This is a genomic window from Bradyrhizobium frederickii, assembly GCF_004570865.1.
Taxonomy (GTDB): Bacteria; Pseudomonadota; Alphaproteobacteria; order Rhizobiales; family Xanthobacteraceae; genus Bradyrhizobium; species Bradyrhizobium frederickii.
In genome coordinates, this window is the sequence record NZ_SPQS01000009.1 from 39261 (window position 1) to 51712 (window position 12452).

A 12452-nucleotide genomic window follows, 5' to 3' on the forward strand; every position below is an offset into this window, starting at 1 on the left:
GCGCAGCTTGCGCAAAGCACATTCGCAGTTTCGCCGGAATCGCTGCGGCAACGCGGCGATTTCGTCAGCGCGCACCGCGCGTTGACGGCCGCCGCCGGGATGTCAGGAGACACGGCGCTCGCGGCGTCCGCCCTGGACGGTCTACGCCGCGCTCATCCCCGGGGTCTCGCTCGCCTGGATCATGCGCGAGCTGCCGATGCTGCGGGACGAGGATCGGGCGCATGACCTGGAAGGATTGCGGCGCGCGGGAATGAAGTGACAGCGGCTCGACAATGACGCCGCACCTTACTTCGCCGGCAGCGGTGATCGCGGGCTAAGCGCTAATCGTCGTCGGGACCGAACAGCCTGATCTGCGGGAAGCCGCCGCGCGGCCGGCCGGCGTAGTCGCGCGCATCGGAATCTTCGCGGATGTTGCGCGCGACGTCGTCCCAATCGGTGCGGTCGCGCATGCCGCGCGGCTCGCGGCCCTCGTAGTAATGGCGGCGCTCGGCCCAGCGTTCGCGCCGCTCGATCCGACGCCGCTCGGATGCAGCGCGCCTCACGTCGGAATCCTTCGCCTTGGCATAGGCGTTGTCGAGCGAAGAGGCCGGATCGACCGATGCTTGCTGCTCGCCGGGTTTTGCGGCCTTCGGCGACGATGCGACGGTTGGCTTGAACTGGTCCTTGGACTGGTCCTTGGGTGGCTCGACCGCGGCCGCCTGTGAAGGCGGCGGTGCCGGCGGTTCGGCAGTCGCCTGGGCAGGCTGGGTGCCAGGCTTTGCGGCCTCAGGCTTGCCGGCTTCGGGCTTGGCTTCGGGCTTGACTTCGGCCTGGGCCGGTGCGGCGATCATTGCGCCAAAGGCTTGCGAGCCGGTGAGGTAATTGACGCGTTCCGAGGGTGCGTTTGTCGCCGCCGGCGCGCCAGCGGATTCGGCGCGTTGCGCCATCTTGCTGGTGTCCGGGCCCTGTTTGGGCGCAACCGGATTCATGATGTTGCCGGCCACGATCCCGCCGCCCAAACCAATGGCAATGGCTGCGACAATGGTTCCGGCACCGACGAAATAGGCTGTCGAGGCGCGCATTGATCCACTCCCTCTTTGGGGCGAGCAACGCGCGTTGATTGCCGGATGTTCCTGGTGTGAAAGCAGTTCCCAAAGGAACTTAAGCGTCAGATCTGCTGCGCGACCTTCTCGAGCCCGATGAGGCGAGCGAGCTTGCGCACTTCCTCTTTCTGATCGTCACGCAGCTGGAACAGCAACGGCATGGCCGCCGACTTCAACTGCTGGACCTCATCGCAATTCGGGTCGATCTGCGCGCTGGGCGGCGCGTTCGGATTGGAGAGCTTGTTCGCCGAGATCTTGCGGACAACGTTGCGCAGCGCGCTCTCGACCGAGGGCCAGTAATATTCCTGCGACGAGGACAGTTTCAGGCGGTCCCTGATCCCCGCAATCTGTGCGTCGGACAGCAGGGTATAATGCTTCTGCGGCTGCGGCTTGGCGACCACCTTCGGCTTGGCGGGGACTTCGACAGCGGGAACCTCCGCCGCGGCGGGCGCTTCGGACACGCCGGGCGCCGCCTTGGGCATCGGGAAATCGGACGGTGTGGCAGCGGCGAAGGCCTGGCGCAGCGGCTCGGTCAGCACGGGCGCCTGCGAAAGCCTGTCGGCGGGCACCAGGACCGGCTCGATCGCGGCCGATGCCAAGGCGAGGGTCGGGACCAGACGGTCGGCCTTGGCGGCGCGGTTGGTTGCGAGCGGCTTGGGCGGAGGCGTCTGCGCGATCATGTCTTCGCTGACGCTGGGGACGCTGTCGCGGCCAAGAATGGCGGTGGTGGCGGCGCCGAGGACGAGGAAACAGGTCAGCACAACGATGGTGATGGCTTTGGACAAACGTCTCTCCGGGAACGGACGCTTCACGAGTTTGTTAGAGATGGCCGGGAAAAGGGCACGAATTATGGCTTGAGTGTGCCTTCGTTGCGACAATCAGCATGTCTGCAGCGACATTCTGCAAACGATATCAGGCAGCTGCGGCCAGATCGTAGGCGTCCTGGATGTCCGCGACGATCTCCGAGGCCTCCCAGACCGCGCGCGGCTCGACCGATTGCAGCGCCACCGTCCAGTTGCCGCCCCGGCGGGTACGGGGGACGCTGACGATGTCGAAGCGGACGTTGCGGCACAGCGGGTGGCGGGCCAGGGCATGAGCGACGCGAACGCGGATTTCGTCCAGCGAAGCCGCCGTCTTGGTGTTGAGATAATCGAAGTCCATCGCCTGTCCCTCTCGGTCCTGATTGGCGGCCGTGAGAGGATTCTTGGCGGGCGATGGTTAATCTGCCGTTAAGTGAGCGGGGCGGAAGAGCGTGGGATTAACCGTGATCGGGACGAGCGGAGCCTGCCTCTTCCGCAATTCTACGGGAGGCAGTGCGCCCTCGCCTCACGATATTCGGCCGCCGTCCGCGCAACGAGATCGTCGACCGCGAGCACGTCGGTGACGCCCGAGGTGGAATGTCCCCCGCTCCAGATGTCGCGCCAGCGTTTCGGACGGCTCTCGCGCGCGGCAACGTCGATATCCCTGGCGATGTCGATCGCCCCGCGCGCCGGCAGATCGTCGGGATCAAGCCCGGCGGCCACGATCGACGGCCTCAGCATGCTGGTCTGCAGGCCTGTGAACGCGGTCGTGAGCAGGATGTCGTCGGCGCTGCTGTCGACCAGCATACGCTTGTGGCGGTCGTCCGCCATGCTCTCGCGCGTCGCGATGAACTTGGTGCCCATATAGGCGAGATCGCAGCCGAGCACTTCGGCCGCATACAGCGCGCGGCCGTCGCTGATGCCGCCCGCGAGCACGATGACGCCGTCATAGAACGCGCGCACCGCGCGGACGAAGGCGAACGGGTTGAGCCAGCCGGTCTGCCCGCCGGCGCCCGCGGTGAGCAGCACCAGTCCGTCGACACCTGCTTCCGCCGCACGTTCGGCATGGCGGATGGAAGCGACGTCCGCCAGCACCAGCGCGCCGGCATCGTGCAGCGGCTTCACCACGGGCGCAGGCGAGCCGACCGACGTGATGACGATCTCCGGCCTGTGCCGCAGCAGCACCGCGAGATCCTGCTCCAGCCGCGCGTTGGAGCGATGCACGATCAGGTTCGGGCAGAGCGGCGCTGCCTTGCGGCCGGTCTGAGCTTCGTGCTGGCACAGCCGCGTCTCGATGGTGGTAAGCCATTCATCGAGCTGGTCCGTGCTGCGGCAATTCGCGCTGGGGAAGCTGCCGATCACGCCGCTCCGGCACGCGGCGACCATGAGCTCGACGCCCGACACCAGGAACATCGGCGCTGCGATCAGCGGCAGAGCGAGTCGATCGCCGAAGCGTTGCAGCCGATCTGACGTCACGCAAATCTCCTTGTCACGCATGCCTCCTCGCGCGGGCTTTGTGGTTTCCTCCCGCAGTCCGTGTGCTAGCGTCATCGGCAACATTGGCACGTCAGAAGCCGGTGACAAGCAACGAGGAAACATATGTCCGATCCGCTCCACGCATCGTCCCCGACTTGTGCGCAGACGCTACGGGCGCTGTCGCGCTATCCCGGCCGCACCGCCTTCGCCTGGCCCGGCGGATCGTTGAGCTATCAGGGCAGCATCGACCTCATCGGACGCATCCAGGGCGTCTTCATGCGTCTCGGCTTGCAGGCGGGCGCGCGCGTCGCCTTCCTCACCGCGAACCGCGCCGACACCTGGTGCGCCGGCGTCGCCGCGCAATTGTCGCGGCTCTGCATCACCTGGCTGCATCCGCTGGGATCGCTGGAGGACCAGCTGTTCCAGCTCGATGATTCCGAAGCCGAGATGCTGGTGGTCGATGCGGCCGCCTTCCGCGACCGCGGTGGCGAGCTTGCGGCGAGAGCGCCGCGGCTGAAGGCGATCTTCACCATGGGGCCGGCCGGTTACGGCGCCGATTTGTTGGCAGCCATCGAGAGCGCGGGACACGCCAGCGCGCGGAACATCGCCAGCCTCGATGATCTCGCCACGCTGAACTACACAGGCGGCACCACCGGCAAATCCAAGGGCGCGCTGCGCTATCACCGCGAGAATGCCGGAGCCGCGGCCGCGATCCTCGCCGATTTCGAAATCCCCGACGCGGCACGCTACCTCACCGTCGCCCCGATCAGCCATGTGGCCGGCACGAAAGTGCTGCCGACTCTGATGCGCGGCGGCACCGTGCACATGCTCAAAGGTTTCGATCCCGAGGCGGTGCTGACGACGATCGCACGCGAGCGCATCAATTTCACGCTGTTCGTGCCGACCATGATCTACGTGCTGCTCGATCATCCCGCGCTGGACAAGACCGATCTGTCCTCGCTGGAGCTGGCGCTCTACGGGGCGTCGGCGATGTCGCCGAGCCGGCTGGTCGAGGGCCTCGAGCGCATCGGACCGGTGTTCTCGCAGCTCTACGGCCAGACCGAATGCTATCCGGTCTCGGTGCTGCGCAAGGCGGATCACGATCCGAAGACGCCGGAGCTGTTCCTGTCCTGCGGCTTTCCGATCGCGGCGTGCGAGGTCAGGATTCTCGACGACAACGACCGGGAGGTGAAGACGGGCGAGGCCGGCGAGATCTGTGTGCGCGCCCCGCATGCGATGGCGGAGTACTGGAGACGGCCCGACATCACCGCCGAGACGCTGAAGAACGGCTGGGTCCACACCGGCGACATCGCGCGCCAGGACGAGCGCGGCTACATGTTCATTCTCGACCGCAAGAAGGACATGATCGTGTCCGGCGGCTTCAACATCTTCCCGCGCGAGGTCGAGGACGTGCTGTCGCAACATGCCGATGTCGCCATGGTCGCGGTCGTCGGCATTCCCGACGAAAAGTGGGGCGAGGCCGTCACCGCCATCGTCGTGCCGCGCGAGGGCGCAAGGCCGGATCCGGACGAGCTGATCAACCTGGTCAAGGCGCGAAAAGGCTCGGCGCATGCGCCCAAGCAGATCCAGTTCGTCAAGCAATTGCCGATGACCGGAGTCGGCAAGGTCGACAAGAAGGTGCTGCGCGCAGGCTTCTGGAGCGGCCGGGACCGGATGGTGGGATAAATACCCCGGGATTCTACGGGGCCACTGTGTCCCGGACACCACAACGCGGAACGGAGTGGATGGCGGCGCGGCCCACGCAATTGCCGCCGAATCGGGGAATCACCTAGACCGATGACGGGGCTGGGAAGCGGAGTAAGAGATGAGAGTCGCTTCCCTGGAAAGTGCAGTCGCCGCGATCACGTTGATCACGGCTATCATTGTGGTGCTGTGGGAGATCAAGATCTTCTACGGAATGTGAACTGGCAGGATGCCCTGGTCGAACACGACCTTGCATCCCTTCCGCGGCGGCGGAAGCCTGCCGTTCAATTGGGCGACCCGAAGAGCGACGCTTGCCGTCACGCCTCAACGCTTCTCGATCACCAGGCTCTGCACCGCGCGGCCGAAATAGCCCTGGCGGTCGGCAAGGCGCGACATTGCAAGCCCGGCGCCGTCGGCGCCGATCCAGGACTCGCCGTCGAGCAGAATCCACTCGCCGACCGGCTGACGCGCGAAGCTCACGGTGAGGTCGGCATTGATGTAGGTCCAGGCGCGGAAGTCGAGCGTCGAGGCGGTGCCGTTGGAGAAATCGGCGGCGACCACGGCGCGCATGGCCTGCGAGATCGCCTCCCCCTCGATCAGCGGATGATCGACGCGAAACCAGATCGCGCCGGCGCCGGCCTGACCGAAGCGGCCGCGCGCGGCACGCATCGAGACCGAACGCACGAACGGGCTGGTGGCGGCGTGACCGTCCTCGGCCAGCGAGTCCTCCGGCGAGGGCAGCGTGACCGGCAGCTCCTCGACATCGTCGGGCAGGTTCAGTGCCTGGCGCCGGATCTTGAGCACGGTCGCGCCGACCACCTGCACGCCGTCGGCAAGCAGCTTGATGTTGCAGAGCTGGATCTTGCGGCCCTCGCGCAGGACCTCGGTCGCGATCGTGAGCGGCGCCACCGGCACCGGGCGCATCAGGTCGATGGTGACGCGCGCGATGTCCATCGGAGCCGGCGTCGGAACGCGCTCGGCCGCCCAGGTCACCAGCGAAGCCGGCGCCGAACCGTGCTGCATGCGCCGATCCCAGGGACCGGCGGCATCCGGGCTGGTGACGACGCTGTCGCCGTCGACGCGGTAGATGGCGGTCATCGTTCAATCAGTCTCGGTTGACGTTCCCCGGATGCTGCGCAGCGCGTAGCGGTGCGCTGCCGATCCGGGGTCCATACGTTGCCGCGGTGGGTCCCGGCTCTGCGCAGCAGCGTTGCGCGCTGCAGCGCGTCCGGGACATGAGATCGTCACAACGGCGGATCGATCGCTTCGTCGTATTCCTTCTTGAAGCGCGCGATCAGCTCCGCTGCAGGCAGCACCTGGTCGATGCTGCCGATGCCCTGGCCGCTCCCCCAGATCTCCTTCCAGGCTTTCGGCTTGGCGCGTTCGCCGGAGGCGTCGGTGCCGAAATTCATCTTGGAGGGATCGGAGGTCGGAAGGTTCTCCGGATCCATGCCGGCGGCGAGGATCGAGGGCTTCAAATAATTGCCGTGCACGCCGGTGAAGAGGTTGGAATAGACGATGTCGTCGGCGCTCGAGCCGGCGATCATCTCCTTGTAGCGCTCGACCGCGTTGGCCTCCTTGGTGGCGATGAAGGCCGAGCCGATATAGGCGAAGTCCGCACCGAGGATGCGCGCGGCGCGGATCGCCTGGCCGTTGCCGATCGCGCCCGACAGCGCGATCGGGCCGTCGAACCACTTGCGGGTCTCGGCAACGAAAGCGAGCGGCGAGATGGTGCCGGCGTGGCCGCCGGCCCCGGCCGCGACCAGGATCAGGCCGTCCGCGCCCTTCTCGATCGCCTTGTGCGCGAACTTCTGGTTGATCACGTCGTGGAAGATGATGCCGCCCCAGCCGTGCACGGCCTGGTTCAGCTCCTCGCGGGCGCCGAGCGAGGAGATGATCATCGGCACCTTGTACTTGGCGCAGAGCTGCATGTCGTGGTCGAGCCGGTTGTTCGACTTGTGCACGATCTGGTTGACCGCAAACGGCGCCGACGGCCGTTCCGGATGCGCGCGGTCATAGGCCGCGAGCTCCTCGGTGATCCGTGCCAGCCATTCGTCGAGCAGCTCCGGCGGCCGCGCGTTCAGCGCCGGAAACGAACCGACCACCCCCGCCTTGCATTGCGCGATCACCAGATCGGGCACCGAGATGATGAAGAGCGGCGAGCCGATCACGGGGATCGACAGGCGCCCTTTGAACAAGGCAGGCATGGACATTGCGAGACGATCCTCTGTTGGCCGGTCAATGGAAGGTTGGGCGCCATACCAACAAGGCAATCTTTCCACTGTCAAGTATTGCGTTTTGACGCCGTAGGCGGGTGGGGGCGCGCGCAATTCCAAGCAGCGGAATTCGCGTCCTTCGTCATTCCGGGGCGACGCGCAGCGTCGCGCCCGGAATCCATCGGGCGTCAGTACGGGCGGCGCAATGGATTCCGGGCCTGCGCCTGTCGGCGCATCCCGGAATGACCGAGGAGAGACCAGCCCCTACCCGAGCAAATCCGGATTGATCAGCCGCTCGAACGAGAACATCTCGTCCCACTTCTCCTGCGTCAGCAGCTTGCGCTCGACCACCACGATCTGGTGCAGCGACTTGCCGCTCTTGTAGCCCTCGCGCGCGATCTCGGCGCATTGCTTGTAGCCGAGCAGCGGCTTCAGCACCGTGACGATGCCGAGCGAGTTCAGCACCATGTTGCGGGTGTGCTCGTCGTTGGCGGTGATGCCGACGACGCAATTCTCGCGCAGGCTGTTGACCGCGCGTTCCATGGTGCGGATCGAGAAGAACAGCGCGAACGAGATCACCGGCTCCATCACGTTGAGCTGGAGCTGGCCCGCCGAGGCCGCGAGCGTCACCGTCGTGTCGAGCCCGATGACGAGGAAGCTGGTCTGGTTGACCACTTCGGGGATCACGGGATTGACCTTGCCGGGCATGATCGAAGAGCCCGGCTGCAGCTGCGGCAGGTTGATCTCGTTGAAGCCGGCGCGCGGGCCGGAGGCAAGCAGGCGGATGTCGTTGCAGATCTTCGTCAGTTTGCTCGCGGTGCGCTTCAGAACGCCCGAGAGCTGCACATAGGCGCCGGTGTCCGAGGTCGCCTCGACGAGATCGCCGGCGAGGATGAAGTCGACGCCGGTGAGCGCGCTCAGATGCCGGACCGCGAGCTTGGGATAGCCGACCGCAGCCGTGACGGAGGTGCCGATCGCGGTGGCGCCGAGATTGATCTCGCGCAGCAGCGCACGCGCTTCCGAGATGCGGTCGACCTCCTCACCGATCGTGGTGCCCCAGCCCCGGAATTCCGCGCCGAGCGACATCGGCACGGCATCCTGCAGATGCGTGCGGCCCATCTTCAGAACACGGTCGAACTCGCGCCCCTTGACGAAGAAAGCTTCCTGGAGCTGGCGCAGCGCGGTCATGTAGCTCTCGAGCCGCAGGATCAGCGCGAGGCGAAAGGCGGTCGGATAGGTGTCGTTGGTCGACTGGCCGTAATTGACGTGGTCGTTGGGACTGACGTGCTGATAGTCGCCCTTGCCGAAGCCGAGCGATTCCAGCGCGAGGTTCGCGATCACCTCGTTGGCGTTCATGTTGGTGGAGGTGCCGGCACCGCCCTGGATGAAGTCGGTGACGAACTGATCCATCATCTCGCCGGCGATGACGCGGTCGCAGCCGAGAATGATCGCGTCCGCGACCCTGGCGTCGATCGCGCCGAGATCGCGATTGGCCATGGCAGCGGCCTTCTTGACGTAACCGAGCGCCTTCACGAAGTAAGGCTCCTGGTTCATCGAAATGCCGGTGATGTGGAAGTTTTCCTTACCCCGGATGGTCTGGACGCCGTAATAGATGTCGTCGGCGATCTCACGCGGTCCGAGGAAGTCCTGCTCCGTACGACTCATGGGCGCTCCTTGTTGCTCGCGCGACGTCCTCTAGTTCTGGCACAGCGCGCTGGTCACGAACGTATCGGTGCGGCAGTCATCCGGTTTGCGTTGCCTGCCCGGAATGAGAACCTTGGCCGAGCATTTTTCCGCGGAATCGGCATTCAGGCTCTTGCCTTCCTTGTAGCCCTTGCCCTGGCAGAGCTGGTCGGCGGCCTGTTTGCAGTCGGGCGCGCCGTTCGACGAGAGCGGGCAGGCCACGCGCCCCGACACCATGGTCGAGGGCTTGGCCAGCCGTGACAGGTCGTTCATGGTTTCACTGGGGCTTTTGATCGGCGGCAGGATCGAGGGCAGCTTGTCGAACAGCTTGCCCATTTCATTGATCAGCCCGGGATTTTCCTCGCGTGCTGGCGCGGCGGAAGAGGCCGGCGTCGCGGGCGACGGCGCGGACTGGACCCCCTGCTGCTGGAGGCCGAGCGATGGCGGTGCAGATTGCGTCCATCCGATGCCGCCGCCACTGAGCAGGAGCAGCAGCGCCGCTGACATCAGCGTCCCGAGCCGCAGAGCCGGATTGCCGGATCGAACCATCATGGCGGCAACCGTAGCCGAAGCCGGCCCTGCGGCAAAGCCGCCAGCGCCTAGATCAACTTGACCGCCACCACGAAGCCGAGCACCAGCACGATGGCACCGAGCGCGACCCACAATCCGAGATGCTTCTCGATCCGAACCCGGATCCAGTCGCCATAGCGGTTGAGCAGGATCGCGACGACGAAGAAGCGTCCGCCACGGGCGACGATCGAGCATAGGATGAACAGGATGAAGTTGTAGCCGGCAAAGCCCGAGGTGATGGTGACAAGCTTGTAGGGGATCGGCGTCAGCCCCTTGAGCAGGATGATGACCGCGCCCCACTCCGCATAGGAGGCACGGAAGGCATCGACCTTGTCGCCGAGGCCGTAGACCTGGATCAGCCAGTGGCCGACGGAGTCGAACAGCAGCGCGCCGATGGCGTAGCCGAGGATGCCGCCGAGCACCGAGGTCGCGGTGCAGATGGTTGCATAGAGCCAGGCGCGCTGCGGGCGCGCCAGCGACATCGGGATCAGCATCACATCCGGCGGGACCGGAAAGAAGGAGCTTTCGGCGAAGGAGACGACACCCATGATCCAGAGCGCGTAGGGCTTGTGGGCGGCGTCGATGCACCAATCGTAGATACGTTTCAGCATGGCGCCGCGATGAAGCACCATGGGACGGATTTGTCCATGCCGAGATTGAGGCGAATTGTGACGTTTCTAGTGGCGCTTGCGCGCAGCACGCCCCTCGAGCGCGACAATTGGCCGCCTGGCCGCCACGCGCGGTGACGCGACCTTGGGCAGTTTCATTGAGGATTTCGGCAGCTTCTCGGCGATGCCGAGCATGTCTTCCCGCCGCGACATCTCGCGCCAGACGTCCTCGGGGCGCACGCCGGCAGAGGCCCAGAGCACGGTGAGATTGTACAAGAGGTCGGCGCTTTCCCGGATCACGGCCTCGGAGTCGCCACTGACGGCATCGATCACGACCTCGATGGCCTCTTCAGCGAGCTTCTTTGCCATTTGCGAGGGCCCACGCTGAAACAGCCGGGCGGTCCGCGATATTGCCGGATCAAGATCCCTGGCCGCGAGCACAGCCAGATATAGCCGCTCAAGCGAATCACTCATGGTACTCGAAACTACTCTAAACAAATGGCCGGCGTGTTAACGCTCGGCAATAAAAGCAGAAAACAGGCCGGCGCGGCAAGTGCGCCGGCCTGTTCGCCGATGACGCATGGCCGATCGGTTAATAGCAGCTGTAGCCGGAATAGCCGTGGGCGCAGGGGTTCTTGTAGCCGCCATAGGTGTAGCGGCTGCCCGAGTCGTAATAATAGGAACCATAGCCGGGGCCGCTGTAATAGGCCGGGCCGCCCTCGTAATAGTAAACCGGACCCGGATCATAGGCGTAGGCATTGCGGCTGGCTGCGATCGCCAGGCCGGTCGCGGCCAGGCCGAACATCGCTGCAGCGGCGGCGCCGCCGCCACCACCACCGTGCCAATGACGGCCGCCCGCGTAGGAGGCGTTGGGTGCAGCGGCAGTCAGAGCCACCACGGCGGCGGTAGCAAGAACGGCCTTGCGGCCCGCAATCTTGGAGAATCGGTCGAACATGTCTTGGGCCCTCCTTTGGGACCTGGAACGGACGCCTGCGGACAGGCTCATGCCTATCAAACCCGCATGACCTAAGTTGGGTTCCCCAACCCCAACACAAGCTGAACGGGGTTGCGTAATCGTGACGCAACCGCCGCTCATCCGCCGTTCATGTTGGCGCGCGCACGGTGTCGTCGGCCGGCGCTGCAAGCGTCACGAAACCATAACAATGCGGGACCGGCGCAACCGATGTCTGAATTCAAGACGATCGCGCTTCGTTGCCTGCTGGCCCTCTCGATCTCGCTTGCGGCACTGAGTCCACGCGGTGTCGGCGCGGCCGAGACGCCTGCGCCGTCCTCCGTTGCCATTCACTTCACCTTCGACCGCCCGCCCGACGCGAGCATGGCGCCGTTCTTCCTTGCCGCGAAGGACGGCAGGTTCGGCGCCGAGCGTCTCAACGTGTCCTTCGGCAGCGCGACCGGATCGCCGGAGGCACTCGCCCGCGTCGCCAAAGGCGACAGCGAGCTTGCGCTCGTCGACATCAACGAGCTGATCCGGTTTCGCGACAAGGAGGATGCGGCGCCGGTCAAGGCGGTGTTCGTGCTGTTCAACCGCGCGCCTTACGCGATCGTTGCGCGCAGGAGTCGCGGCATCCATCTGTTGCCCGATCTCGACGGCAAGACCGTCGGCGTTGCCGAGGGCGATCTGTCGATGCGGCTGTGGCCGGCGCTGGCGCAGCAGAACGGCATCAAGGCATCGCGCGTCAAATTCCACAAGATCGGCGCGGCCGTGCGCGAGCCGATCCTGTCCGCGGGACAGGTCGATGCCGTCGCGGGCTTCAGCCATCTCTCGGCGGTGAACCTGCGCGATCGCGGCGTGCCCGGTGCCGATCTCGTCGTGCTGCGTTATGCCGACTACGGCTGCGAGGCCTATGGCTTCGCCGTGGTGGCCAATGCCGCCTTCGCCGCAGCAAAGCCGGACGCCGTGAAAGGCTTCGTCCGCGCCTTGATCGCCGGCATCGCCGCAACCGTCAAGGAGCCTGCGCGTGCGGCGGACGAGGCCGCGAGCCGCATCGACGGCGGCGACCGCGACCTGGAGTTGGAACGCCTGCGCACCGTCCTTGCCGACGACATCCTGACCGACGAGGTCAAGCGCAACGGGCTCGGCGGTATCGAGCCGCTGCGCTTGCAGCGCTCGATCGAGCAGATCGCGCAGGACTTCAAATTCCGCAAGCGGCCGACCCCCGGCGACATTTTCGACGACCAATTCCTGCCGCCGGTCGCGGGGCGGCTGGTCAATTGAGAAAAACTGGCAGCTTCCGCTATATCTCGCGCGCGATCCCTGCTTAAAATATGAGCTCCTTCATCCGCTCGAGTTTC

General features: G+C 65.6%; 13 protein-coding genes. 2 read left to right on the forward strand and 11 right to left on the reverse strand.

What is annotated here, in order from left to right:
• Positions 1 to 320: 320 nt before the first annotated feature.
• The 4 genes from E4K64_RS16880 to E4K64_RS16895 all read right to left on the reverse strand — a co-directional run bounded on the left by E4K64_RS16880 (position 321) and on the right by E4K64_RS16895 (position 3358).
• Positions 321 to 1061, reverse strand: coding sequence for a hypothetical protein (locus E4K64_RS16880; protein ID WP_135164522.1), 741 nt, complete (start codon positions 1059 to 1061; stop codon positions 321 to 323).
• An 86-nt stretch (positions 1062 to 1147) separates the two neighbouring features.
• Entirely contained in the window at positions 1148 to 1867 is a 720-nt protein-coding gene (locus E4K64_RS16885; protein WP_167767764.1) for a hypothetical protein, read from the reverse strand.
• 127 nt (positions 1868 to 1994) lie between these two features.
• A complete protein-coding gene (locus E4K64_RS16890; protein ID WP_126259583.1) occupies positions 1995 to 2243 on the reverse strand; it encodes a hypothetical protein in 249 nt (82 codons plus the stop codon).
• 140 nt (positions 2244 to 2383) lie between these two features.
• On the reverse strand, positions 2384 to 3358 hold the full coding sequence (locus E4K64_RS16895; RefSeq protein WP_135164523.1) for an NAD(P)H-dependent flavin oxidoreductase: 975 nt from the start codon (positions 3356 to 3358) through the stop codon (positions 2384 to 2386).
• Between the two features lie 123 nt (positions 3359 to 3481).
• Between E4K64_RS16895 and E4K64_RS16900 the strand changes: the two genes are divergently transcribed.
• Positions 3482 to 5044, forward strand: a complete 1563-nt coding sequence (locus tag E4K64_RS16900) for an AMP-binding protein (RefSeq protein WP_135164524.1) — start codon at positions 3482 to 3484, stop codon at positions 5042 to 5044.
• Between the two features lie 342 nt (positions 5045 to 5386).
• On the opposite strand, the gene E4K64_RS16905 is transcribed toward E4K64_RS16900, so the two are convergent.
• The 7 genes from E4K64_RS16905 to E4K64_RS16935 form a co-directional block, all read right to left on the reverse strand.
• The gene (locus tag E4K64_RS16905; protein WP_135164525.1) at positions 5387 to 6160 is read right to left on the reverse strand and encodes a thioesterase family protein; all 774 of its coding nucleotides are present in this window, start codon (positions 6158 to 6160) and stop codon (positions 5387 to 5389) included.
• Between the two features lie 146 nt (positions 6161 to 6306).
• Positions 6307 to 7275: an NAD(P)H-dependent flavin oxidoreductase gene (locus E4K64_RS16910; RefSeq protein WP_135164526.1), complete on the reverse strand. Its 969-nt coding sequence runs from the start codon at positions 7273 to 7275 to the stop codon at positions 6307 to 6309.
• Positions 7276 to 7542: 267 nt separating this feature from the next.
• On the reverse strand, positions 7543 to 8943 hold the full coding sequence (locus E4K64_RS16915) for an aspartate ammonia-lyase (RefSeq protein ID WP_135164527.1): 1401 nt from the start codon (positions 8941 to 8943) through the stop codon (positions 7543 to 7545).
• A gap of 30 nt (positions 8944 to 8973) precedes the next feature.
• Positions 8974 to 9513, reverse strand: coding sequence for a hypothetical protein (locus E4K64_RS16920; RefSeq protein WP_135164528.1), 540 nt, complete (start codon positions 9511 to 9513; stop codon positions 8974 to 8976).
• A gap of 47 nt (positions 9514 to 9560) precedes the next feature.
• On the reverse strand, positions 9561 to 10163 hold the full coding sequence (locus tag E4K64_RS16925) for a YqaA family protein (protein ID WP_209311968.1): 603 nt from the start codon (positions 10161 to 10163) through the stop codon (positions 9561 to 9563).
• A gap of 45 nt (positions 10164 to 10208) precedes the next feature.
• Positions 10209 to 10613 carry a phosphoribosyl-ATP diphosphatase gene (hisE, locus tag E4K64_RS16930; RefSeq protein WP_135164529.1) on the reverse strand — a complete coding sequence of 135 codons (405 nt, stop codon included), beginning with the start codon at positions 10611 to 10613 and terminating at the stop codon, positions 10209 to 10211.
• 118 nt (positions 10614 to 10731) lie between these two features.
• Positions 10732 to 11094: a hypothetical protein gene (locus E4K64_RS16935; RefSeq protein WP_135164530.1), complete on the reverse strand. Its 363-nt coding sequence runs from the start codon at positions 11092 to 11094 to the stop codon at positions 10732 to 10734.
• Between the two features lie 228 nt (positions 11095 to 11322).
• On the opposite strand from E4K64_RS16935, the gene E4K64_RS16940 reads away from it, so the two are divergent.
• Positions 11323 to 12375, forward strand: coding sequence for an ABC transporter substrate-binding protein (locus E4K64_RS16940; RefSeq protein WP_135164531.1), 1053 nt, complete (start codon positions 11323 to 11325; stop codon positions 12373 to 12375).
• The last annotated feature ends 77 nt before the right edge of the window (positions 12376 to 12452 follow it).